Origin of the sequence: Dongia mobilis (genome assembly GCF_004363235.1) — a bacterium.
Classification (GTDB): Bacteria; Pseudomonadota; Alphaproteobacteria; order Dongiales; family Dongiaceae; genus Dongia; species Dongia mobilis.
In genome coordinates this window covers 473,926-495,335 of sequence record NZ_SNYW01000006.1, presented here as the reverse complement: position 1 = coordinate 495,335, position 21,410 = coordinate 473,926, and the positions used below count along the sequence as shown (strand labels likewise).

Below are 21,410 nucleotides of genomic sequence, written 5' to 3'. Positions count from 1 at the left end.
CTCCTCTCAAGGGTGATGCAGGCAGAGAATGTCGCGATAGGCGCAAAGCGCCTCCAGCAGCGGCTTCTCGTCGGCGAGGATGCGGGCTTTCTCCGCTTCACCGATCATCTGGATGATGTAGCTCTGGGCGTCGTTGCCCTGCCGGTCGACGAAGGGATTGGCAAGGCTTCCCGGGTTGGCGAGGTCGGGCTTCGCCCCGATATCTGCGTTGCTGAGGCCCGGCGCATAGAACATCAGATGCGGCATCGCCATGGTATGGACCTGCATGTCCGGCGGCCCCACCGTGCGCATCAGCGGCCCGACCATGTAGGAGAGCCCCGCCTTCTCGGGCGCCCGATAGGTACCGTCCCGGTAGCGCTGCTCGACCAGCGCCTTTAGTTTCGAAGGCTCCAGCCCCTCGCTGCGCAAGGCGGCGGTATCCATGATCACCTTGAGATAGGTTGCGGTACCCGCAGCGTCGTAGCAGAGCGGAAAATAGATGTCGTCGCGGTAATCGGCCATTTCCCAGGCCGTGCGCTGGACCAGGCAGGCAATGCCGCTGCTGCCCTGAGCCGCGAGGTAGTAACCCTTTCCCGGGTCGAGCAGATAGACGCCGGCCTCATCGCGCAGGGTCGGCGGCAGGGCGCTCAAGGCAAAGGCGGATTCCAGGGCCGCCGGCATCCGCTCGATGGTTGTGTCGGTTGCAGTCGCCCGATCTGTCGCTGCGATGAGACCAAGGGCGAGCAGTGCCGACGCGCAGGCCGATCGCAACGTGATGACGCCATGCCGCATCATGTCCGCTCTCCCTTCTTCGCGGGGCCCTTCCTGCGACCGCGCGCTGCCGCCGCATCCTCCGCGCGCAAGGCTTCCTCAAGGGCATCGAGGCGCCCCTGCCAGAACGCCCGCACGCGCGCGAGCCAAGCGTCCATCTCGGCAAGTCCGTGCACGTCGAGGCTGTAGATGCGCCGCTGCCCGTCCACCCGCACCCGCACCAGCCCGGCCTCGCGCAGGGTTTTGAGATGCTGCGAGATGGCCGGCGCCGACAGATCGAACTGGGCGGCAATGGCACCCGCCTGCTGTTCTCCCGGCGCCAGGAATTCGACAATGCGGCGACGGGTCGGGTCGGAAAGGGCTGCGAAACTGTCCATGCGCCTTTATTTCATGATTTACTTAATTAAGTCAATACGAAATTATAAGGTAAAAATGCGTCTGTTTCAGCGACCCTCTGGCAGCCACGATGAATGTGCTCTAGTCTGACAATTATTGCGGCTGGGGATCGGGGCTGGGGATGGCCAATCTTGGCGACGTGATCGAATATCTGCTGGTGGCAAGGCCGGGCCGTACGACGCGTGAACTCGCCCAGGCGGTTTTTGGCGGCCAGACGCAAAGCCAGGAGATCGGCCTTGCCTGCAGCCGGCTGGTAGCCGATGGGCGCGCGGCGGCGCGCCTGCTGCCGGACGGCGAAACACCGGTCTATTTCCCCGCCGGCGCCGCACAGCGGGTTGTCGCCACCCCGCAAAGGAGCGCGCAGCCTGGCCCGCATTCGCTCCTCGCCCTGTTCCGGGCGGCACGGAGCGATCTGCGGCTTTCGCATGCACGTCTTTTCATCGAGATCGCGACGCAGGAAGGCCTCGGCATCGAGATCTATGCGCGGCGCCTCGGCGAGCCGGCGGAGGCGACGCGGTTTCTTTGCCGCGACCTGGCGCGCGGCGTGCCGGGAAGCGGCCAGCGGCCGGCGCTGGTCGAGATGGGTGCTGCAGATCTCTGCCGCCTGACCCTCGACGGCTGCCGCCTGCTCGGCCGCTTCTGGGCCGGGATCAATGACCGCGAGGTGCCTGTGGGGCGTTACGCCACGGCGCGACTGTAACCGGATGACGGCGCCGAGGCCTTTCTTCGGCGCAGTATCCGCATCGCACAGAAGAAAAAACGGCGCCGCTTATCGCGGCGCCGTCGTCTTTTCTACAGTCGTCATTTCCACGCTGGCGCGCGGATGATCAATTCTTGGTCGGGAACAGCGCCGAGAGATCGCCCCAGCGCGAGCTCTGCCCCTGGTCCTCGAGCGGCTGCTGCATCGGCTCCGGCGCTTCCTCGGCGTGTTCGCCGGGCAGCGGATCGAGGGTCGCGGGCTTGCCAGCTGCCTTGCGCGCCTTGAGGATCGCGGCGTTGAGGTCGGTCTGGGTGCAGAGGCCGAGGAGCACCGGATCGCGCGGGCGCAGATTGGCGGTGTTCCAGTGGCTGCGGTCGCGGATGGCGGCGATGGTCTGCTTGGTGGTGCCGATGAGGCGCGAGATCTGCGCGTCCGAAAGTTCCGGGTGATGGCGGATGAGCCAGGCCACCGCATCCGGCTTGTCCTGGCGCTTCGAGACAGGGGTATAGCGCGGGCCCTTGGTGCGGGTCAGCGGCTGCGGGATGTCCGACTTCGCCATCTTCAGGTTGGCGGTGGTGTCGTCCTCGCAGCGCTTGATTTCTTCGGCGGTGAGCTGGCCGTTGGCGATCGGGTCCTGGCCGACAATGCCGATCGCGACCTCGCCATCGGCGATGCCCTGGACTTCCAGCGGGTGCAGGCCGCAGAAGGCGCCAATCTGCTCGAAGCTAAGGCCCGTGTTGTCGATCAGCCAGACGGCGGTCGCCTTGGGCATCAGAACTTGGGTCATGACTCATCCTCCTTCGCCACCGGGGCGGCAACCCCGACGGGCGGTCAAGCTAACGACTTGACCATGTTTGGAAAAACGACCGCCCGGCTGGCCGACAGCCAGCGATCCTCAAGCGAGGCACATAGCACCCGCCCCGGTGGCGCTCAAGGGCAATCTTTGCGGCGATCCATGCGGCAATCCTGGCGCCAGACGGTGATCCCGGCGCTAAGCCCTTGGAATCAGGCGTCTATGGTGAGGACGATCTTGCCGGTATGGGCGCTGGATTCCATCAGGGCATGGGCTGCCGCTGCTTCCGCCAGCGGGAAGGTGCGGTAGAGCACCGGCTTGACCTGGCCACCCTCGAGGAGCGGCCAGACCTTCTCCCGGAGGGCGGCGGCGATGGCGCCCTTTTGCGCCACCGAGCGGGGGCGGAGCGTCGAGCCGGTGATGGTCTGCCGCTTCATCATCACTTGGGCGAAATTGACCTCGGCCTTCGAGCCTTGCAGGAAGGCGATCATGACGAGGCGGCCATCCAGGGCGAGGCAGGAGAGATTGCGGTTGATGTAATCGCCGCCCACCATGTCGAGGATGAGGTCGGCGCCCTTCTTCTGCGTTGCCGCCATCACCTCGGCCACGAAATCCTGCGCGCGGTAATTGATGGCGAGATCGGCGCCGAGGTCGCGGCAGGCCTTCGCCTTGTCATCCGAACCCACCGTCGCGATGACGCGCGCGCCGAAATGATGGGCCAGCTGGATGGCCGTCGTGCCGATGCCGCTGGAACCGCCATGCACCAGGAAGGTCTCGCCGGGTCGCAATTGCCCGCGCTCGAAGACATTGGTCCAGACGGTGAAGAAGGTTTCCGGCACCGCCGCCGCCAGCACCATATCGAAGCCCGCCGGCACGGGCAGCACCTGCGGCGCCGGCGCCGTGCAATATTCGGCATAGCCGCCACCGGAGACGAGTGCCGTGACGCGGTCGCCGATGCGCCAGCCGGTGACGTCGGCCGCCATCGCCACGATCTCGCCCGCAACCTCGAGGCCGGGGAGGTCGGAGGCACCCGGCGGCGGCGCATAGCCGCCCTGGCGCTGCAGCACGTCGGGCCGGTTGATGCCGGCCGCCGCCACCTTGATCAGCACCTCGCCTGGCCCCGGTTGCGGCACCGGACGGCGCGCGGGCTTCAGGACCTCGGGCCCGCCGAAGCTGGCGATCTCGACGGCGTTCATCTCGGCGGGAATCATGGCGACCTCTTGGAAGAACTGTTTCCCCGACCTAGCGGCACGGAATGGCAATTGGCAAGGCCCGGCATTAGACTGCGCGGATATCCCCGTAAGTCATGAGCAAGGCGATGGATACCGACGATCTCGAACCCCTGAAGGCGAAACCGAAGCCGAAGAACCTGGAGCCGATGTCGGTCGACGAACTTCACGCCTATATCGCCGAATTGCAGGTCGAGATCCGGCGGGTGGAGGAAGACATCGCGCGCAAGAAGAAGCATCTTTCGGCGGCTGAAAGCCTGTTCAAAAAGTGAACATGCATTCAGTCTGGGCAGAGCGCCCAGAAAAGCAGCAAGAACGCAAGAAAATTTCGATTCCCGTTAACACTTTGTTCACGCGTGCAGGATATTTTGGCAGACAGGAAGAACCTCGTTCTTCCTCTCCTGGATCTCTCCGATCCAGTTTCATGCCTCCCTGTCTAACTTGCCGCCGGTCCACTGATCGGCGGTTTTCTTTTTTGCAGGTGCGGCATCAAATCACGACAGATCGAATCAGGATTACGCTGTCATCACGAATGCGCGTTTGGCCCGTAGAATGCGCGAATCTGGCTTGACCTCATCGGCCTTCCAACCCTAACTTTCGCCTGCGACAAGTTAGACAGGTCTGAGGCTTTACGAAAATAGAGAGGGCCGCAACCGGATGATCCCGGTTAGCGGCCCTCCGCTTTTCTGGCTTCGGCATAGCGGCCGAGACAATGCCCGGCCATCATGCCAGCCGCCAATTTACGCGGCTTCGTTCTCGATCACGCGCGGCTGCGGCTTCGCCGCCTCGATCTTGATGGTGCGCGGCTTCATCGCCTCCGGCACCTCGCGCTTCAGATCGACATGCAGCAGGCCGTTCACCAACTCGGCACCGACGACACGGATATGGTCGGCAAGCTCGAAGCGACGCTCGAAGGCGCGGCCAGCGATACCGCGATGCAGGAAGTTGCGCGGCTTCTCGTCCTTGGCCGGCTTGCCGGCGACAACGAGCTGGTTCTCCTGCGCGGTGATGGTGAGATCGGCTTCCGCGAAACCGGCCACGGCCATGGTGATGCGGTAGGAATCTTCACCGTCCTGCTCGATATTGTAGGGCGGATAGGAAAGCTGGCTTTCGTCGGTCCGCAGCGCGGCATCCATCAGGCGCGACAGGCGGTCATAGCCGATCGAGGAACGGAACAGGGGAGAGAGGTCGAGATTGCGCATGGCCATATCCTCCGGTTTGAGCAACATGGGTTCAACGATACGGGTCATCACGATGATCGACCCGGCGAACTGAACCGGCACCCACGATCGGGCGTACCGGCAGAGCTACATCTAGGTGGTGGCCGGTGCCATTCAAGCCCCCCCGGCGCGGGTTCATCACGCTTTGTTAACCACTTGGATGTCTGTTACCGAAAGCCGCGCACCGTGCAAAAATGGGCAGCCGGCGGACGGAATGGCGGCGAACTGCAGGCGAGAAGCGAGCAGACTGAATTGGCCAGCATTGAATTCTATGATCGCACCATGTCGGAGACGATGAGCCTGCTGGTCGAGGCGCGGCGCTATCTCAGTGACCGTGCCGAGAGCGACAACCGGCAACTGACCATCGACCAGGGCCTCACCACCTCGGTCGAGACCATGCGCCTGGTGTCGCGCCTGACCGAATCCCTCGCCTGGCTGCTGACCCATCGCGCCGTGCTGACCGGCGAACTCACCCTCGACGAGGCGCTGCAGCCCGAGCGCCGCCTCGGCGGCCACGACCTCTGCGGCCGCGACACCGCCGAAGAGATGCGCCACATGCCGGGCGACTTCCAGACCCTGCTGGCGAAAAGCCTCGACCTCTATGAGCGAATCGCCCATCTCGACGCGCAGATCGGCGACCGGGCGGAGCAGCGCGGGGTGGCCGGCTCCTGGCCGCCGCAGCGCGGCAGCGGCCCGAACTGAACGCCAGCTCGGATCAAGATCTCCGGTTCGCCAACAGAAAACGGCCGCCCCCAGGGGCGGCCGTTGGTCCTTGCCGGCGCTGGATGGGAAGCGCGGGCTTACTTCTTGAGGCCGAGGCCCGAGAAGCGCTTGTTGAACTTGGCCAACTGGCCGCCGGAATCCAGGAGGCGGTGGACGCCGGTCCAGGCCGGGTGCGATTTCGGGTCGATGTCGAGGTTGAGGGTGTCCCCCTCCTTGCCCCAGGTCGACTTGGTCTTGAACTTGGTGCCGTCGGTCATGACGACATTGATCTCGTGGTAGTCGGGATGAATGTTGGCCTTCATGGCGCGAACTCCTAACGGCTCCAATGGGAAACGACCCGGAAGAGGGTTCCCCCCTTGGGCCAATTGGGGCCGGTTTATAACGAAGGGGGGCCGGGATGGCAAGGGTCCGGGGGCTGGGGACGCCGCCGCTCATTTCTTGGCAACCTCCCCTCGTTTAAGCAAAAATTAACCATATTTGGATCAATCTTCAGAGGCCTCAGAAATCCACACCTCTTGGCCTCCAGGATCACTACCTCCAGCGCCGCTAAGAACACTACGAGTCCAGACGCTGCCCGAGCGGGCGCGACTGACGCGTTTCGTCATTTACATTGGGTGCAAATTCGAGTGTCAATCCAACGCAGAAACTCTGGATGAGGAACGTTAGAAGGGCCAAACGCGTAGACAATGATTGGGATCGGAACAAGAGACTCAGATATTCGTCTCGCACTGCATGCCAAGCGCCTGCGGCGCTTCAAAACTCACCCTGACGCACTTGTTATCGACGAACTTGGACTAGCGCACGCTAAGAGTCGTATCGATGTGGCAGTCATTAATGGATGCATTCACGGTTACGAAATAAAGAGTGCAATCGATACCCTCGAGCGACTGGAGACCCAGATCAACATCTATCGCCAGACACTTGAAAAGCTCACTTTCGTTGCAGCACCAAAGCATGTAGCGAGCATTTTGGCTAGCGCACCTAACTGGAGCGGCGTTATTGCCGCCGAGCAAGGTCCAAGAGGTGCGATCAACTTTTGTGTAGTACGAGATTCGGCCACTAACCCCGACTTAGATCCGATCATGCTGGCGCATCTACTTTGGCGTGATGAAGTTATCGACCTGCTTAGCCTGGCTGGATATAGAGCAAAGGATCTACGGAAGCCGAGAAGACAGCTTTACGAGTTGCTTTGCGAAAACATGACTCTACGCGAACTCACAGGCACTATTCGACGCGTCATGACCCGTCGGCAAAGATGGCGAGGTCATTCAGCACATGAGTGATGTGGTGGTTAATAGTGACAAACTTCCACCAAGGCTGATTGCTTGGTCCTTTCGCTCGAATGGCACATTTGGCTATGTAATCGTCGCCGCTTGAAAAACTCGCGCCGCTGAATTTGCCGGAGGCCAAAATCGAAGCGCAATGATCATGCATCTGCTCCGGGTTGTCACGAAACGCCCCTCCTTTTCGGATTTCCCAAACCTCCGACGTCGTGTAAACCAACTTGCCGGCCGACTTGACCTTGCGCATGTCTACAGGAGCAAACTCCGGATGGACAATCGTGTAGTCTCCATAGTTTGGACGTCGCATGCCAACAGGCAGTCGGCTGATAAGCGTCTGATAAAATAGCCAATCATGCCGCGTTAGTTTATCCATTCCCTTCGCGACGTCTTTAAAGCTCTCAGGGATGGCAGTGCCAACTACTACGAAATTGCGGAAGGCGCTTACGTCACCAAGTCGGCGCATGGCAGAAATAAATGCCCCAGCGAACGCATCGTATGGCTCAAAATTTGCCGCCCCGAAATCAACAATCAAATCTATATCGTCGAGCCCCACCCCAAGCGATTTCGCAAGGGCTTCAAGGCGCGCCCGCGCATCCGGTTTCATAAGATCGACAATTCGAACTGCTATAGCTGCCCCCTGTCCATCGACAGCAATGATTGTTCGAACGGAGGCTGTTATGGCAACAGATGCATCAAGCGGGATAACCGGTATTGCAGTAGCCTGAAAGGCACGCAAGGCTTCAAATACATAAGTGAAGGTGTCCCGACCGTCACCCATCGGTTTCTCTGAAATGCTCGGATGCACGCCGACCAGCGCTGGCCGACGCCCCCATTTGGCATTGAAGCGAGCCGCAAATGGGTGAACGTGTTCCTGAACAGTTTTCTTCGGTTGCCACAACTCAAAATCGAACTCGACCTCTGGAATGATAACATAGGGCAAGACACGATCCTTGGCTGCAGCCGGAAGACTCGCCAGCGCTTGATACTCACCTTGGCGCCAGCGCAATGCGGGCACGTACATGTCCTTAGTCAAGATCATCGCTCGCCTCATCAAGTTGCGACCGCACTTGGCCTTGACCGACTAGTTCGTTTAGGATGGTGTAGTTCCCGCGCTCTTTGCGGATACGACCGGCAATGATGCAGGGGTCGATTCCAATAGTTTGTGCGTCAATCTCTACTGCTTCTTCTGATAGCGCAAACCGGGATAGGCACCGATCCCACAATTCTTCCGATATCAACGCATTGAGAGCAAACCTGTCGGCCTCTGCTTCGATCACATCGTTATCGCTGGCGCTCTCCTCATCGAAGAAGTCAAAACGGAACCCATCGAAAAGATGGAGGAAGACATGCCCCAGTTCGTGCATCAGCACGAACCAAAAATTATCCAATCGGTCGTAGCGCAGCGTTAGGCCAATGACTGGCAGACCCCCTTCAGCAAGCATTGCGGCACCGTCCAGATATGATCCAGGCAGGTGTCGTTCGACGACGAGGATGATACCTTTCGCTGCCAGAAGTTCTCTCGCTTGCGCCGGGCCATCTTTTCTTTGGGTTAGATGGACCAGGTCTTTCAACCACCTATCATCAAACTCAAACGCGCCAATCTTGCCTGCTTCGACTTTAGCACGTGCACGTTCCAGTATACGTGCCTGCCAAGCTAGCAGCGCATACTCATTGGGCACGTTTCCGCTATGAACTTTCTTCCTATGCAATGCCGTCGCAAATTGCGGTCCGGCTGCACTAAAAAAATACTCTTTCACTTTCTCAATTGGGTTCGCACCACGCGGCACATCAAACCATCTGCGCTTTATCATTTCCTTGTATGGAAATTGCCCCCAAGCGACATTGTGAAAGTCACCCCACGTGAATACCGAATTGCTTGCATGCCTTGGACCTTCAAAACTTCCCGATGCTGTTACCCCAAGTGCGCGCGATACTTCGATCAATCGCGAAAGGCTCGCTCCCATGTAGTCGGTCGATTCGTACCGCTGCACTTGTTGCGGCTTCATGTTAAGTTTCTCGGCGAGGTCCGTTTGACTCATGCCAGCCGCGATCCGCGCCTGCACCAATACTCTTGGCAACTCCTCAAGATCATATGTCTTCGAGAAGGCAACTTCGCCAGACTTAAGCAACTCATATTCCAGAAGCTCAGCCTCAATATCCGCAATCTGGCTTTTGAGCGCATTAATTTCCGCGTCTTTGAGCCAAGACTGATCTGAAGTGTGCTCCTTCGCGGCAGCAAGCGCCTGCTGCAACTTTGCAAGCTGCGCGCTTGATACGCTGTACTGCTTGTCACTGTAGATCATGATTCTACTTTCCCGAATAGGAGCGGATCGTGCGAAAGCGGAATAGAAATGACTCCCTTCTGTTTCCCTGAATAACGATCCTGCTGAAAAAACTCGACAAATGCTCGCCCGACGTCAGCACACGTCATCGAAGACGGAAAGAACTCTCCCTTAAACTTTTCTTTCTGCGCAGCACGTCCGTTTCGAAAATCCAGAAACACATCATCGAGCTTCGATCGATCAACCCCAACTGGGTCCCAGCAAGCATCGAAATCGCCTGGCTTAGGCTTCCCGGACACGTAACTGCCGTCCAGATAAATCCTGAGACATCCAGCGCGCAAAAGTCTGCCTGACGCATCAACCAACCCATCAAAGAGGCTTCGCCTCCAGGGATTAGTCGCGAATGCCGCCGCGACCTCAGCGAGGCTTGCTTCGTGTATGCCCGGAGGCAAAAGCGGCCAAGGAGAGCCGGTAAAATGAATTAGAGGAGGAATCATAATACAACAATAATGTTGTAAGAATGGAAAGGCAAGTGACACATGAAAGTCCCCGCGGATCGGACTCGGTGAAAGCGGATAAGGGATCGCCAAGCCCGCGACAAAATGGTTAACGGCCGCCGGGCTTTCCCCGTTGCGAGGCATTCTTAAGCCTTGTATGTCAGGGCATTAATGTGATGCCGATCAAGGCCGCGCGCCCGACCCCGGGGCGGCCTGCCGAAATGCCGGAGCGCCCCATGGATGAAGCCACCTTCGACAAACTGGCCGATGCCACGCTGAAGGCCCTGATGGCCGAGATCGAGGATGGCGTGGCCGACGGGATCGAGGATATCGACCTCCAGGGCTCGGTGCTGACTATCGAGCTTGAGGACGGCGGCACCTATGTCATCAACAAGCATGCCGCCAATAAGGAGATCTGGCTGTCCAGCCCGAAAAGCGGTGCGGCGCATTATGCCTTCGATCCGGCAAGCGGCCGCTGGCAGCCGACGCGGGGCGGGGCGGATCTGCATGCCGTGCTCTCGGCCGAGTTTTCCGCCATCGCCGGCGCGGCGGTGGAACTCGCCCCCGTTGCACCCGGCAGCCGGGGCTGAGGACCGGAATGGCGCGGATGCCGGCCGACATGACGCGGGGCAATCAGCCCGACCGGCCGGTTTCGCGCCAGTACCGGCACCTCTTCGACCTCATCCGCTTCGTCAAACCCTATCGCTGGCAGATCGCCGCCGGCACCGTGGCCCTTGCCATCACCGCCGGCACCGTGCTGGCGCTCGGCAGCGGCATGCGCTACCTGATCGATAACGGCTTCGGCCTGGGCGACCCCGCGATCCTGGACCAGGCGGTGCTGGGCCTGTTCGGCGTCACCGTGCTGCTGGCCGCCGCCACCTATACCCGATTCTATTTGGTGACCTGGGTGGGCGAGCGCGTGGTGGCCGATATCCGGAAGGCCGTCTTTGACCATATCGTCAGCCTGTCGCCCGGATTTTTCGAGGTGACGCGCACCGGCGAGGTGATATCGCGCCTTACCACCGACACGACCTTGCTGCAGACGGTGGTCGGCTCCTCCGCCTCGATCGCGCTCAGGAACGCGATCATGTTGGTGGGGGCGACCATCATGCTGTTCATCACCAGCCCGAAGCTGACCGGCCTTGTCTTCCTGGTGATCCCCTTCGTGGTGGCGCCGATCATCGTCTATGGCCGCAAGGTGCGCAAATTGTCGCGCCTGTCGCAGGACAAGATCGCCGAAGTCTCGGCCGATGCGGCCGAGAGCCTCTATGGCATCCGCACCGTGCAGGCCTTCGCCCATGAAGTGCACGAACGCGCGCGCTTCGGCGCGCGGGTCGAGGAGGCCTTCGACGCGGCGCGCCAGCGGGTGAAGGCGCGGGCGTTCCTGACCGGCATCGTCATCCTGCTGATCTTCGGCGCCATCTCGATCGTGCTATGGATCGGCGGCAGGGACGTGCTGACCGGCGCCATCTCGGCCGGGCAGCTGTCGGCCTTCGTCTTCTATGCGATCCTGGCGGCGGGGTCGCTGGGCGCCATCACCGAGGTGGTGGGCGATCTGCAGCGCGCGGCGGGGGCGATGGAGCGCATCCTGGAGCTTCTCAACACGCGCCCGGTGATAGCGGCACCCGCGCACCCGCAGCAGCTGCCGGCCAAGGTGGCGGGGCGGATCAAATTCGACCATGTCACCTTCCGCTATCCGTCGCGACCCGAGGCGCTGGCCCTCGACGATTTCTGCCTGGAGATCCAGCCCGGCGAGACGATCGCCCTGGTGGGGCCGTCCGGTGCCGGCAAGACCACGGTGATCCAGCTCTTGATGCGCTTCTACGACCCGGATGAGGGCGGCATCACGCTGGACGGCAGCGACATCCGCAGCTTCGCGCCGGAAGCCCTGCGCGGCGCCATGGGGCTGGTGCCGCAGGACCCGGTGATCTTCTCGACCACGGCCGCCGACAACATCCGCTATGGCCGGCCGGAGGCGAACGAGGCGGAGGTGCGCGCCGCCGCCAGCGCCGCCCATGCCGCCGAATTCCTCGATCGCCTGCCGCAGGGCCTGGCGAGCCATCTCGGCGAGCGCGGCGTGCGCCTCTCCGGCGGTCAGCGCCAGCGCATCGCCATTGCCCGCGCGGTGCTGCGCGATCCCGCATTGCTGCTGCTCGACGAGGCGACCTCGGCGCTCGATGCGGAATCGGAACAGATGGTGCAGGCGGCGCTCGACCGCGCCATGCAGGGGCGCACCACCATCGTCATCGCGCATCGCCTCGCCACCGTGCTGAAGGCCGACCGCATCGTGGTCATGGACAAGGGGCGCATCGTCGCCATCGGCAGCCATGCCGAGCTCATTCGCCAGGGCGGATTGTACGCGCGCCTCGCCGAATTGCAGTTCGACCAGCCGGCACGGCCCGACCCGGTCACAGGCAATGGGGCCGCTGCCAGCGGGGCCGCCGAGCCGGACGCAGCGGAGTAGGCCAGCACCGTGCCGAAAATCATCGCGCCAAAAATCACCGGGCCGAAAATCATCGTATTGGGCGGCGCCAATCTGGACATCAAGAGCCGCATCGCCGGCAAGGCGGTGCCGCGAACCTCGAACCCCGGCAGCAATGTCACCAGCGCCGGCGGCGTCGCCCGCAATATCGCCGAGAATCTGGCGCTGGCGGGGGCGGATGTCGCGCTGTTCAGTATCGTCGGCAATGATGCGATGGGCGACCGGCTGCGGCGCGAGGCGCGGGCCTCCGGCATCGATACCACCCTCCTCGCCTGGCGGCGCGGTGCCACCGGCAGCTACAACGCGATCCTGGACGCAAAGGGCGAGCTGGTCATCGCGGTCAGCGACATGCGCCTGATGGACGCGCTGACGCCCGCCGATATCGAGCGTCACGCGCAAACGCTGGCGGCGGCCGATTTGCTGGTGGCGGATTGCAACCTGCCTGGCCCCTGCCTGACAGCGCTGGCGCGGATCGCGGCGGATGCCGGGCGCCCGCTGGTGATCGATCCGGTTTCGGTGCCGAAGGCGGCGCGCCTCGGCGCGGTGCTGAAGGCAAGGCTGCCGCTCGCCGCCCTCACCCCCAATCGCGACGAATTGGCCGCCCTGACCCGGCGGCCGGTGGCAAGCGCGCGCGATCTCGCCGCGGCGGCGCAGGCGCTCCATGCGCGCGGCGTCGACCAGGTGCTGGTGGGGCTCGGCAAGGCCGGCTGCTTCCTCTCCGGCGCCGACGGGCGGCAGCAGGCGATCCCTGCCCGGGGAAGGGGGCGCATCCTCGACGTGACCGGGGCTGGCGATGCCATGGTGGCGGGCTTCGCCCTCGGCCTTGCCAGCGGACGCAGCGCCCTGCAGTCTGCCCGGAAGGGCCAGGAAATGGCATCCCGCGCCGTGCGGTCGGCTCGCAGCGTCGCAACAGGATGACACCCGGCAGGATCAAGCCCATGGGGAGGCGGCCGATGCAGAACTATCTCGACCTGGCGCCGGAAGTGGCCGACGCCATCAAGGCCGGAAGGCCGGTCGTCGCCCTCGAATCCACCCTCATCGCCCATGGCATGCCGTACCCGCAGAACCTGGAGACCGGCCGCGAACTGGAGCGCATCATCCGTGACGGCGGCGCCGTGCCCGCCACCATCGCCATTCTCGACGGGCGGCTGAAGGTCGGGCTCGATGACGGCCAGCTCGCGCATATCGCGCAATCAGCCGCGCTGGCGAAGGCGAGCGTCCGTGACATGGCTGTGCTGGTGGCGACCGGCGGCAACGGCGCCACCACGGTCGCCGCCACCATGCGCATCGCCGCCATGGCGGGTATCCGCGTCTTTGCCACCGGTGGCATCGGCGGCGTGCATCGCGGGGCCGCCAAGAGCATGGACATCTCGGCCGATCTGCAGGAGATGGCGCAAAGCGACGTGGCGGTGGTCTGCGCGGGGGCGAAGGCGATCCTCGACCTCGGCCTGACGCTCGAATATCTTGAGACGCTGGGCGTCCCGGTGATCACCTTCGGCAGCGACGACTTCCCCGCCTTCTATTCGCGCGGCTGCGGGCTGAAATCGCCCTTCCGCGCCGACAGCGCCGCCGAGATCGCCGCCATCATGAAGGCGAAATGGACAATGGGCCTCAAGGGCGGCCTCGTTATTGCCAACCCGATCCCGGAACAGGATGCCATCCCCGCCCTCGAGATCGAGCGCCAGGTGCATGCCGCCCTGGTCGAAGCCGATACGACGGGCATCAAGGGCAAGGCGGTGACGCCCTTCCTGCTGCAGCATGTGGCAGCACTCACCGAGGGGCGCTCGCTCGCCGCCAATATTGCGCTCATCCGCAACAACGCCCGCCTCGCCGCGGAAATCGCCACAGCCGTCGCCAGCTGACAGGCGCAGCTCCCTCACCTCACCCCACCCCACTCCCACGACACGTCCCCGGAGACGAAGGCGAAGATGCATGCGGGGGGCGATTGCCGACCTGCAAGGCGCGGGGGCCTGCTGCCCATCCCGCAGCGCCGAAAGCCCGCTTAGGACTGGGCCGCCAAGTCCTTGAATCCTCTAGTTTTTGATTGAACCACCATTCAGCATAAGTATTCTATTTAGATGAATTCATTGACTTTGTTTGTATCATAATAGATGATCACGACTATATAGACGCGATCAATCGGGAGCCGGTCATGACGATGATGCAAAACCTCGCGGGACAGCAGAATGGTCCGCAGCACGGCAAACTGGCGGTCAGCCTGCCGGCCTGGACCTATGGCAGTGACGAACTGGCGGAACTGGAATACGAGCGCGTCATCCTGCCCTCCTGGCAGTTCGTCTGCCACATCTCCCAGGTCCGCGAGGCGGGCGATTTCGCCACCCTCGACATGATGAAGGATTCGGTGGTCGTCCTGCGCGGCAAGGATGGGGATCTGCGCGCCTTCATGAATGTCTGCCGGCACCGCGCAGCCAAACTGCTGGACGGCAGCGGCAGCTGCAAGGGGCGCATCACCTGCCCGTACCATGGCTGGAGCTACGACATGACGGGTGAGCTGAAGGCGATCCCGTCGCAGCACACCTTTCCCGGCGTGGAAAAGGAGAAGCTCGGCCTGAAACCGGTCGAGATGGAGATCCTGCATGGCCTCGTCTTCATCCGCATCGTTCCCGGCGGCCCCAGCCTGCGCGAGAGCTTCGGCGAGGCGGCAGACCTGCTGGCCCCCTATCGCCTGGAGGAAATGGTGCCGGCGGGCGAGCCCTGGATCGACACCTGGAACTGCAACTGGAAGATCGCGGTCGACAACAATCTCGAGAACTACCATGTGCCGGTCGGCCATCCCGGCTATCATCGCCTGCTGGACAGCGACCTTGCCGGCGTCATCAACCGGCACGGCGTCGCCCACAGCGTCAGCGTGCTGAAGGACAAGCCCTCCAGCAACTGGGCCGAGCGCATGTACCAGAAGATGGCGCCGGAAGTGCTGGAGGAGCTCGATCCCGAGACGCGCCGCACCTGGCTGTTCTATTCCATGGCCCCCAATATCGGCCTCGACATCTATCCCGACAGCTTCGACATCTTCCAGATCCTGCCCCGCACCGGGACCAGCTGCACCATGCGCTATCCGGTCTTCGTGCGGCCCGATTCCCGGGGCGAAATCAGCCGCGAGCGCCGCGTGGTGCAGTATCTCAACCAGCGCATCAACCGCCAGGTCGGCGCCGAGGACCGGGAGTTGTGCGAGCGCGTACAGCTCGGCATGCTGAGCCACGGCTACGAGCCCGGCCCGCTTTCCAATTACGAGCACGCGGTGGTAGATTTCCACAATCGGATTCGCGCCGCCTGTCCGGTCGTCAACCAGAAGCAGGCGCCGGAATCCGGGACCGTGCGGCGGCGCAACGATGCCCTGCTGGCGGAGGATCGACCGGCGGCCTGACCGGGATGGGGCGCATGGTGGTTTTCCCCGCCGGTTCCGGCATCGCCCGGCGATCGTCGCCAGACGAGGCGAGGAGCATGAGCCGGGAACTGGCCAAGGAAGCGCGCCGCCAGCAGCTGATCGAAGCGACCATCGACGGCATCGCACGCAAGGGATTCTCCGACGTGAAGATTGCCGATGTGGCCGAGGCGGCGGGGCTGTCCGTCGGCATCGTCAACTTCTATTTCAAGAGCAAGGATGCGCTCCTCATCGCGACCCTCAAACACCTGGTCGACGATTACGAGCGCCATGTGAAGGAGACGCTGGCCCGCGCCGGCAAATCCGCCGCCGCCCAGATCGACGCCATGATCGAGGCGGATTTCGCGCGCACCCACGCCAACCGGAAATACGTCACCGTCTGGTACGCCTTCTGGGGCGAGACGCGCTGGCGGCCGGAATTCTCGAAACTCTGCGCCGACCTGTCGACCTCGTTCCAGGAGAGCATGACCGACGCCATGCGGCGGCTGATCGAGGAAGGCGGCTACCGGGACATTGACCCCGCTCTCATCGCGCGCGGCTTCAATGCCATGATCGACGGTCTCTGGCTCGACATGCTGATCAACCCGAAGCAGACCGACCGAGAAACCGCCAAGGCCAGTGTCCGCGCCTTCCTGGCCGGCCTTTTCCCGAATGAATTCGGTCGCCGCCCCGCTGCCAATGACGCGGCCGGCAGCGCCGCCTGAAAACCCGCCACGAAATCTGGAGTATCCATGACCCTGCCGCTTCCGCCCCGCGCCCGCGAGATCCAGGCGCGTGTCCGCGCCTTCGTCGACCGGGATCTGATCCCCTGGGAAGTGCATGCCGAGATGCATGACGGGCTGGTACCCGACGAGGTCTGGCAGCAGATGAAGGCCGGCGCCCGCGATGCCGGGCTCTACAACATGGACATTCCCGAAAGCCTGGGTGGGCGGGGCTACTCGCTGCTGGAACAGGCAGTAGCGCAGGAGCAGATCGGCCGCGTCACCAACGGTCTCGGCTGGTGCTCCAACAACCCGCAGCGCTGGATGCTGGAAGCCTGCTCGGACTACCAGATCGAGACCTGGATCAAGCCGATCATTGCCGACCGGAAGCACGAATGTTACGCCATCACCGAGGCCGAAGCCGGCTCGGACGTCGATGCGATCCGCTCGACCGCGCGGCGGGACGGCGACACTTACATCCTCAACGGCGAGAAGTGGCACGTGACCTCCGGCAACCTCGCCGATTTCATGTTCTTCCAGGCGAAGATCGACGGCGGCCCCAATGCGGGTGCCCATGCCCTCTTCTTCGTCGACCAGGGGACACCCGGCATCGAACTGGTGCGGACCCCAGCCTATGCCCACAACTACCGCGCCCATCACCCGATCTATCGCTTCCACGATGTGCGCGTGCCGGTCGCCAACCGCATCGGCGAAGAAGGCGACGGCATGGACTTCACCTATGCCTGGTTCCGCTATGAGCGACTGATGATCGCGGCGCGCTGCTGCGGCGCCGCCGAGCGGCTGATCGAGGAGGCGACGGCGTTTGCCAAGGCGCGCATCGTCTTCGGCGAGCCGCTGATCGAGAAACAGGCAGTTCAGTTCATGCTGGCGGATTCGGCCACCGAATTGTTCGCGGCGCGCCTCATGGTCCATGAGGTGGCGCGGGCGATCGATGCCGGCGCCGATCTGAAGACCGCCCATGCGCAATGCTCGATGGCGAAGCTCTATGCCTCGGAAATGGCCGGCCGCGTCGCCGACCGCGCCGTGCAGATTTTCGGCGGGCGCGGCTATATGCGCGAGAACGTGGCCGAGCGCTTCTTTCGCGAGCTCCGGGTGGACCGCATCTGGGAAGGGGCCAGCGAAATCCAGCGCCTCATTATCGCCAACGGCATTAACAAGCGCGGTGTCCGCTCGATGGTCGAATAGGCTGGCTGGCCGCCATGCCGGGTTGACGACAGGGGCTACGGGAGGCCCGTCGTTCCGGAGACAGGTGGTGCCCGGGGCACGCTAGTCAACACCCGCACCAAGCCGCTAGACTCAGCCCCCTGACCCGGCCTGTCGCCCGGGCTTTCCGGGGGTTTGCCATGACGCAGGCGCTGTGGCGCGTGTTGCAGCCGATTTTGCCGGTCATCATCGGCATCACGCTGATCGAGGTGGCGCTCGGCATATTGATGCCGCTGATCGGCATCCAGCTGGCGCGCTGGGGCGCCTCCTCGGCCATCATCGGCATCGCGGCTTCCGCCTATTTCGTCGGTTTCCTCGCCGGCACCCTCACCTGCCAGCGCATCATCCGCCGCGTCGGCCATATCCGCGCCTTCGGCGTCTTCGTGGTGCTGGCGGCGGATGCCACCATCCTGCACCTCGTCTTCCAGAACGCCTATGTCTGGATCGGCCTGCGCGCCATTGCCGGCTTTGCCCTGGCGGGCGGCTTCGTGGTGATCGAAAGCTGGCTCAACGACAAATCGACCGACACCACCCGGAGCCGCATCTTCGCCATCTATACCGCCGTTTCCTGGGGCGCCTCCGGCGTCTCGCCGCTGCTGCTCAATATCCATGACCCGGAGGGCATCCTGCTCTTCGCCCTCTGCGCCCTCTGCCTCGCCAGCGCCATGATCCCGCTCGGCCTCACCAAGATCGGCAACCCGGTGATGACCGAGCATACCCATCTCAGCCTCAAGAAGCTGTTCCAGATTTCGCCTTTGGGTGTCGTCTCCTGCTTCGGTGCCGGGTTCCTCACCAGTTCGATGTACGGCTTGCTGCCGGCCTTCATTGCGGGGCAAGGCATGGGCGAAAAGGAACTATCCTTCCTGATTTCAGTTGGCACAATCGCCGTGCTCGCCTCGCAGATCCCCGTGGGCTATGCCGCCGACAAATACGGCCGGCGCCCGGTCATGATCCTGACCGTCGGCCTGACCGCGCTTTTCAGCGTGATGGTCTATGCGACGCCGGACCTCTCCTTCACCCTGCTGCTGGTGCTCTTTTTCCTGCTCTCCTCGGTGCAGTCGCCGCTCTATGCGCTGGGCATCGGCCAGACCAGCGATTACGTGGCGCGCGAGGATTTCGTCGCGGCATCAAGCGGCCTGCTGTTCGCCTGGGGCCTTGGCGCTTCGATCGGCCCCACCATCGCCGGCTTCGTCATGAAGTTGATCGGCGATCACGCCCTCTTCCTGTTCGTGGGCCTGGGCTATGGCGCCATCGGCGTCTTCGCCTTCTACCGTGTGGCCATGCGCCGGGCGAAGACGCCGGAAGAACAGAGCAACTTCGTTCCCGTGCCCCCCGCCCAGGGCGCCTATGCAGCGCCTGAGCTTGACCCGCGCGGCGAGCATCCGGACACGCCGCCGGCGAAGGCGGAAGAGTAGAAATGCCCCCACCCCGCCCCTCCCTCCGCCCGGAGGCGAATGCCGACATGCGTCGGCGGCGCGAGGAGAGTGAGTTTAAAGCGAGGTATCGGTGCGAGTTCGGGCGAAAAGCCCTCTCCCTTCAGGGGGAGGGTTGGGTGGGGATGGTTGCAACGGCCTGGGCGACCGTTTCCTGCTAAGGCGTCGTCACCAGCGGGAGGGCGCGGCGGAATTTGACTTCGCCGAGGTCGGGGGCGTCCAGCTCGCGGGCGTAGCGGTGGCCGGCATAGACGGCATAGGCGATGAGCCCCGGGGCGAGGCAATCGCCGATGCGGGTGACCGATTTGATGCCGGCATCCTTGAGCTTCTCCGGTGCCGCCATCAATTCCTGATAAAGCGCGTCGTTCGGCAGCCGCGCCGTCACCGGCACGATGGCGCCGACGGGAATATGCTGCACCGCCTCGCCATAGGCCGGCGCGATTTCGGCGACACCATTCCTGACGGCAACGAGGTCGTGCTGGCAGATGACGCGCACGCCAAGCGCATGCAGCCGCTTGTTGACGAAGTAGACTTCGAGCGTGTTGCTGGTCCAGCTCGACGCCGTATCGGCGGTGGTCACATAGATGACCTCGAGCCCTGCCTTCGCCAGACGCTCGGCCAGCACGCCGGCCAGATAGAAGAGATCGTCGTCATAGACCAGGATCGGGCCCTTGTCGGGGAGGCGCCCCGCCATGATGTCGTCCGGCGAGAAGACCTTCGCCGTATCGAGACCCGGAATGGGAAAGGCATGCGAGCGCCCGACCCCATCCTTGCGCCAGGTGGCGCCGGTCGCCAGCACCACGCGCTCGAAGCCCTGGTCGAGGATGTCGGTCACTCCCATGGGGCTGCCCGGATAGGTCTCGACATTGCTCATCTTCGCAATCTGTCCCAAGCGGTAGTCGCGCACGCGGCCCCAGGCGGAAAGGCCGGGCAGGCGCGATTCCAGATTGACGCGGCCGCCGAGTTCAGTCGACGCCTCGGCCAACGCGACCTCATGCCCACGCTGGCCGAGCGCCCGCGCGGCTTCGAGCCCCGCCGGCCCGCCGCCGATGATGAGGATGCGGTCGTTCGAGGCCTTCGCCGGCATGATCTCCGGGTGCCAGCCCTTGCGCCATTCCTCGCCCTGGGTCGGGTTCTGGGTACAGCGCATCGGCGTGATGGTCATGTCGCCGGTGATGCAGATGTTGCAGCCGATGCATTCGCGGATGTCCTCGAGGCGGCCCTCCTCGATTTTTTTCGGGAGATAGGGGTCGGCGATCGAGGGCCGCGCCGCGCCGATCATGTCGAGCACACCCTTCTTGATCAAGGAGACCATGCGGTCGGGCGAAGTATAGCGGCCCACACCCACCACCGGTTTCGAGGTCAGCTTCTTCACAAAGGCGGTGAAGGGCTCCTGATAGCCTTCCTCGGCAAAGCGCGAGGTTTGCGAATCGTATTTCCAGTTGGAGAGGTTGACGTCCCAGAGATCCGGCAGCTCGGCCAGCATGGCGACGATGTCCTTGGCCTCGCCCTCCGATGAAATGCCGTCCTCGCCCATCATTTCGTCGACCGCGAAGCGCACGACGACGCCGCAGGTGTCCCCCACCGCCTCCTTGGCCTCCTCGATCAGCTCGCGGAAGAGCCTGACACGGTTTTCGAGAGAACCGCCATATTCGTCGATGCGCTGGTTGCGGCGCCGCTGCAGGAAATGCATGGGCAGCGACAGATCATGGCCGGCATAGACATAGACGATATCGAAACCGGCGCGTTTGGCGCGCAGGGCTGCCTCGCGGTGCCAGCGCCGATAGTTGCGGATGTCCTCGCGGTCCATGGCGCGGACCTGGAACGGATAATAATTGGTGGGCTGGTGGGAAGGCCCCAGCGGCACCTCGCGGCTGTAGAGATTGGAGGCAGAGGGACCGTTATGCACCAGTTCGACCGCGGCCAGCGAGCCGTGGCGATGCACCGCCTCCGTCATCATGGAGAGATAGGGGATGTCGTGATCGTCCCAGATGCGCGCCTCGACATAGGGGCTGACATCGCCGGAGGGATGGATCTCGCACTCCTCGGTCGCGACCACGGCCCAGCCGCCTTCCGCCTTCATGCCGCGCATGGCCGCATGGGCCTGGGGATGCTGGTGCCCCATGCCGTTGCAATGCGGCACCTGGAAGAACCGGTTGCGGGCCGTCACCGGACCGATCTTCACCGGCTCGAACAGGATGTCGTAACGCGGGTCGCGGGACATGGAATCTCCCCCTGCCTGTTGTTCTGGTCGTCTTTTCGGCGCGACTTTAAACGGGCGTACAACATGGACG

Annotated in this window: 22 protein-coding genes; 12 read left to right on the top strand and 10 right to left on the bottom strand. The window is 63.2% G+C overall.

Annotated features, from left to right (window positions below):
- Positions 1-6: 6 nt before the first annotated feature.
- Positions 7-774 carry a hypothetical protein gene (locus tag A8950_RS03865; RefSeq protein ID WP_133612277.1) on the bottom strand — a complete coding sequence of 256 codons (768 nt, stop codon included), beginning with the start codon at positions 772-774 and terminating at the stop codon, positions 7-9.
- Positions 771-1,127, bottom strand: coding sequence for an ArsR/SmtB family transcription factor (locus A8950_RS03860; protein WP_133612276.1), 357 nt, complete (start codon positions 1,125-1,127; stop codon positions 771-773). The genes A8950_RS03865 and A8950_RS03860 overlap by 4 nt, the downstream gene beginning before the upstream one ends.
- Before the next feature lie 140 nt (positions 1,128-1,267).
- On the opposite strand from A8950_RS03860, the gene A8950_RS03855 reads away from it, so the two are divergent.
- Positions 1,268-1,846 carry a hypothetical protein gene (locus tag A8950_RS03855; RefSeq protein ID WP_133612275.1) on the top strand — a complete coding sequence of 193 codons (579 nt, stop codon included), beginning with the start codon at positions 1,268-1,270 and terminating at the stop codon, positions 1,844-1,846.
- 127 nt (positions 1,847-1,973) lie between these two features.
- Here the strand turns inward: A8950_RS03855 and A8950_RS03850 are convergent, their stop codons facing one another.
- Both A8950_RS03850 and A8950_RS03845 read right to left on the bottom strand, forming a co-directional pair.
- A complete protein-coding gene (locus tag A8950_RS03850) occupies positions 1,974-2,633 on the bottom strand; it encodes a DUF1013 domain-containing protein (protein ID WP_133612274.1) in 660 nt (219 codons plus the stop codon).
- A gap of 218 nt (positions 2,634-2,851) precedes the next feature.
- Positions 2,852-3,850: an NAD(P)H-quinone oxidoreductase gene (locus tag A8950_RS03845; protein WP_208109728.1), complete on the bottom strand. Its 999-nt coding sequence runs from the start codon at positions 3,848-3,850 to the stop codon at positions 2,852-2,854.
- A gap of 95 nt (positions 3,851-3,945) precedes the next feature.
- On the opposite strand from A8950_RS03845, the gene A8950_RS03840 reads away from it, so the two are divergent.
- A complete protein-coding gene (locus tag A8950_RS03840) occupies positions 3,946-4,140 on the top strand; it encodes a DUF1192 domain-containing protein (protein ID WP_243735522.1) in 195 nt (64 codons plus the stop codon).
- 468 nt (positions 4,141-4,608) lie between these two features.
- On the opposite strand, the gene A8950_RS03835 is transcribed toward A8950_RS03840, so the two are convergent.
- Positions 4,609-5,070 (bottom strand): Hsp20 family protein, encoded by a 462-nt coding sequence (locus A8950_RS03835; RefSeq protein WP_133612273.1) that lies wholly within the window; start codon positions 5,068-5,070, stop codon positions 4,609-4,611.
- 270 nt (positions 5,071-5,340) lie between these two features.
- Here A8950_RS03835 and A8950_RS03830 point away from each other — a divergent pair, with 270 nt between their 5' ends.
- On the top strand, positions 5,341-5,790 hold the full coding sequence (locus tag A8950_RS03830) for a DUF1465 family protein (protein ID WP_133612272.1): 450 nt from the start codon (positions 5,341-5,343) through the stop codon (positions 5,788-5,790).
- Between the two features lie 98 nt (positions 5,791-5,888).
- Here A8950_RS03830 and rpmE read toward each other — a convergent pair whose 3' ends face one another.
- On the bottom strand, positions 5,889-6,113 hold the full coding sequence (rpmE, locus tag A8950_RS03825) for a 50S ribosomal protein L31 (RefSeq protein WP_133612271.1): 225 nt from the start codon (positions 6,111-6,113) through the stop codon (positions 5,889-5,891).
- A gap of 384 nt (positions 6,114-6,497) precedes the next feature.
- Here rpmE and A8950_RS03820 point away from each other — a divergent pair, with 384 nt between their 5' ends.
- On the top strand, positions 6,498-7,094 hold the full coding sequence (locus A8950_RS03820) for a sce7726 family protein (protein ID WP_133612270.1): 597 nt from the start codon (positions 6,498-6,500) through the stop codon (positions 7,092-7,094).
- Here the strand turns inward: A8950_RS03820 and A8950_RS03815 are convergent.
- From A8950_RS03815 to A8950_RS19995, 3 genes are read right to left on the bottom strand one after another with little or no spacing between them, the layout of a single operon-like run.
- Positions 7,048-8,133 carry a beta family protein gene (locus A8950_RS03815; RefSeq protein WP_133612269.1) on the bottom strand — a complete coding sequence of 362 codons (1,086 nt, stop codon included), beginning with the start codon at positions 8,131-8,133 and terminating at the stop codon, positions 7,048-7,050. The genes A8950_RS03820 and A8950_RS03815 overlap by 47 nt on opposite strands.
- Positions 8,120-9,397, bottom strand: coding sequence for an XRE family transcriptional regulator (locus A8950_RS03810; RefSeq protein ID WP_133612268.1), 1,278 nt, complete (start codon positions 9,395-9,397; stop codon positions 8,120-8,122). Before A8950_RS03810 ends, A8950_RS03815 begins: the two co-directional genes overlap by 14 nt.
- Positions 9,394-9,873 carry a DUF6932 family protein gene (locus A8950_RS19995; RefSeq protein ID WP_133612685.1) on the bottom strand — a complete coding sequence of 160 codons (480 nt, stop codon included), beginning with the start codon at positions 9,871-9,873 and terminating at the stop codon, positions 9,394-9,396. Before A8950_RS19995 ends, A8950_RS03810 begins: the two co-directional genes overlap by 4 nt.
- 236 nt (positions 9,874-10,109) lie before the next feature.
- On the opposite strand from A8950_RS19995, the gene cyaY reads away from it, so the two are divergent.
- The 8 genes from cyaY to A8950_RS03765 all read left to right on the top strand — a co-directional run bounded on the left by cyaY (position 10,110) and on the right by A8950_RS03765 (position 19,098).
- Positions 10,110-10,463, top strand: a complete 354-nt coding sequence (cyaY, locus tag A8950_RS03800) for an iron donor protein CyaY (protein ID WP_133612267.1) — start codon at positions 10,110-10,112, stop codon at positions 10,461-10,463.
- 8 nt (positions 10,464-10,471) lie between these two features.
- Positions 10,472-12,337 carry an ABC transporter transmembrane domain-containing protein gene (locus A8950_RS03795; RefSeq protein WP_407644222.1) on the top strand — a complete coding sequence of 622 codons (1,866 nt, stop codon included), beginning with the start codon at positions 10,472-10,474 and terminating at the stop codon, positions 12,335-12,337.
- 9 nt (positions 12,338-12,346) lie between these two features.
- Complete coding sequence (locus A8950_RS03790; RefSeq protein WP_133612266.1) at positions 12,347-13,273, top strand: carbohydrate kinase family protein; 927 nt, start codon at positions 12,347-12,349, stop codon at positions 13,271-13,273.
- Between the two features lie 35 nt (positions 13,274-13,308).
- Positions 13,309-14,217 carry a pseudouridine-5'-phosphate glycosidase gene (locus A8950_RS03785; protein WP_133612265.1) on the top strand — a complete coding sequence of 303 codons (909 nt, stop codon included), beginning with the start codon at positions 13,309-13,311 and terminating at the stop codon, positions 14,215-14,217.
- 290 nt (positions 14,218-14,507) lie between these two features.
- A complete protein-coding gene (locus A8950_RS03780) occupies positions 14,508-15,740 on the top strand; it encodes an aromatic ring-hydroxylating oxygenase subunit alpha (RefSeq protein ID WP_133612264.1) in 1,233 nt (410 codons plus the stop codon).
- Between the two features lie 14 nt (positions 15,741-15,754).
- Entirely contained in the window at positions 15,755-16,462 is a 708-nt protein-coding gene (betI, locus tag A8950_RS03775) for a transcriptional regulator BetI (RefSeq protein WP_166644983.1), read from the top strand.
- Between the two features lie 27 nt (positions 16,463-16,489).
- Complete coding sequence (locus A8950_RS03770; protein WP_133612262.1) at positions 16,490-17,665, top strand: acyl-CoA dehydrogenase family protein; 1,176 nt, start codon at positions 16,490-16,492, stop codon at positions 17,663-17,665.
- A gap of 158 nt (positions 17,666-17,823) precedes the next feature.
- On the top strand, positions 17,824-19,098 hold the full coding sequence (locus A8950_RS03765) for an MFS transporter (RefSeq protein ID WP_133612261.1): 1,275 nt from the start codon (positions 17,824-17,826) through the stop codon (positions 19,096-19,098).
- A 175-nt stretch (positions 19,099-19,273) separates the two neighbouring features.
- Here the strand turns inward: A8950_RS03765 and A8950_RS03760 are convergent, their stop codons facing one another.
- Positions 19,274-21,340 carry an oxidoreductase gene (locus A8950_RS03760; protein ID WP_133612260.1) on the bottom strand — a complete coding sequence of 689 codons (2,067 nt, stop codon included), beginning with the start codon at positions 21,338-21,340 and terminating at the stop codon, positions 19,274-19,276.
- Positions 21,341-21,410: the final 70 nt, after the last annotated feature.

Excerpts from the sequence above, each read along its gene's own strand:
- A8950_RS03865 (WP_133612277.1), bottom strand. The coding sequence starts at position 774 with ATGATGCGGCATGGCGTCATCACGTTGCGATCGGCCTGCGCGTCGGCA.
- A8950_RS03860 (WP_133612276.1), bottom strand. The coding sequence starts at position 1,127 with ATGGACAGTTTCGCAGCCCTTTCCGACCCGACCCGTCGCCGCATTGTC.
- A8950_RS03855 (WP_133612275.1), top strand. The coding sequence starts at position 1,268 with ATGGCCAATCTTGGCGACGTGATCGAATATCTGCTGGTGGCAAGGCCG.
- A8950_RS03850 (WP_133612274.1), bottom strand. The coding sequence starts at position 2,633 with ATGACCCAAGTTCTGATGCCCAAGGCGACCGCCGTCTGGCTGATCGAC.
- A8950_RS03845 (WP_208109728.1), bottom strand. The coding sequence starts at position 3,850 with ATGATTCCCGCCGAGATGAACGCCGTCGAGATCGCCAGCTTCGGCGGG.
- A8950_RS03840 (WP_243735522.1), top strand. The coding sequence starts at position 3,946 with ATGAGCAAGGCGATGGATACCGACGATCTCGAACCCCTGAAGGCGAAA.
- A8950_RS03835 (WP_133612273.1), bottom strand. The coding sequence starts at position 5,070 with ATGCGCAATCTCGACCTCTCTCCCCTGTTCCGTTCCTCGATCGGCTAT.
- rpmE (WP_133612271.1), bottom strand. The coding sequence starts at position 6,113 with ATGAAGGCCAACATTCATCCCGACTACCACGAGATCAATGTCGTCATG.
- A8950_RS03820 (WP_133612270.1), top strand. The coding sequence starts at position 6,498 with ATGATTGGGATCGGAACAAGAGACTCAGATATTCGTCTCGCACTGCAT.
- A8950_RS03815 (WP_133612269.1), bottom strand. The coding sequence starts at position 8,133 with ATGATCTTGACTAAGGACATGTACGTGCCCGCATTGCGCTGGCGCCAA.
- A8950_RS03810 (WP_133612268.1), bottom strand. The coding sequence starts at position 9,397 with ATGATCTACAGTGACAAGCAGTACAGCGTATCAAGCGCGCAGCTTGCA.
- A8950_RS19995 (WP_133612685.1), bottom strand. The coding sequence starts at position 9,873 with ATGATTCCTCCTCTAATTCATTTTACCGGCTCTCCTTGGCCGCTTTTG.
- cyaY (WP_133612267.1), top strand. The coding sequence starts at position 10,110 with ATGGATGAAGCCACCTTCGACAAACTGGCCGATGCCACGCTGAAGGCC.
- A8950_RS03795 (WP_407644222.1), top strand. The coding sequence starts at position 10,472 with ATGGCGCGGATGCCGGCCGACATGACGCGGGGCAATCAGCCCGACCGG.
- A8950_RS03785 (WP_133612265.1), top strand. The coding sequence starts at position 13,309 with ATGCAGAACTATCTCGACCTGGCGCCGGAAGTGGCCGACGCCATCAAG.
- A8950_RS03780 (WP_133612264.1), top strand. The coding sequence starts at position 14,508 with ATGACGATGATGCAAAACCTCGCGGGACAGCAGAATGGTCCGCAGCAC.
- betI (WP_166644983.1), top strand. The coding sequence starts at position 15,755 with ATGGTGGTTTTCCCCGCCGGTTCCGGCATCGCCCGGCGATCGTCGCCA.
- A8950_RS03770 (WP_133612262.1), top strand. The coding sequence starts at position 16,490 with ATGACCCTGCCGCTTCCGCCCCGCGCCCGCGAGATCCAGGCGCGTGTC.
- A8950_RS03765 (WP_133612261.1), top strand. The coding sequence starts at position 17,824 with ATGACGCAGGCGCTGTGGCGCGTGTTGCAGCCGATTTTGCCGGTCATC.
- A8950_RS03760 (WP_133612260.1), bottom strand. The coding sequence starts at position 21,340 with ATGTCCCGCGACCCGCGTTACGACATCCTGTTCGAGCCGGTGAAGATC.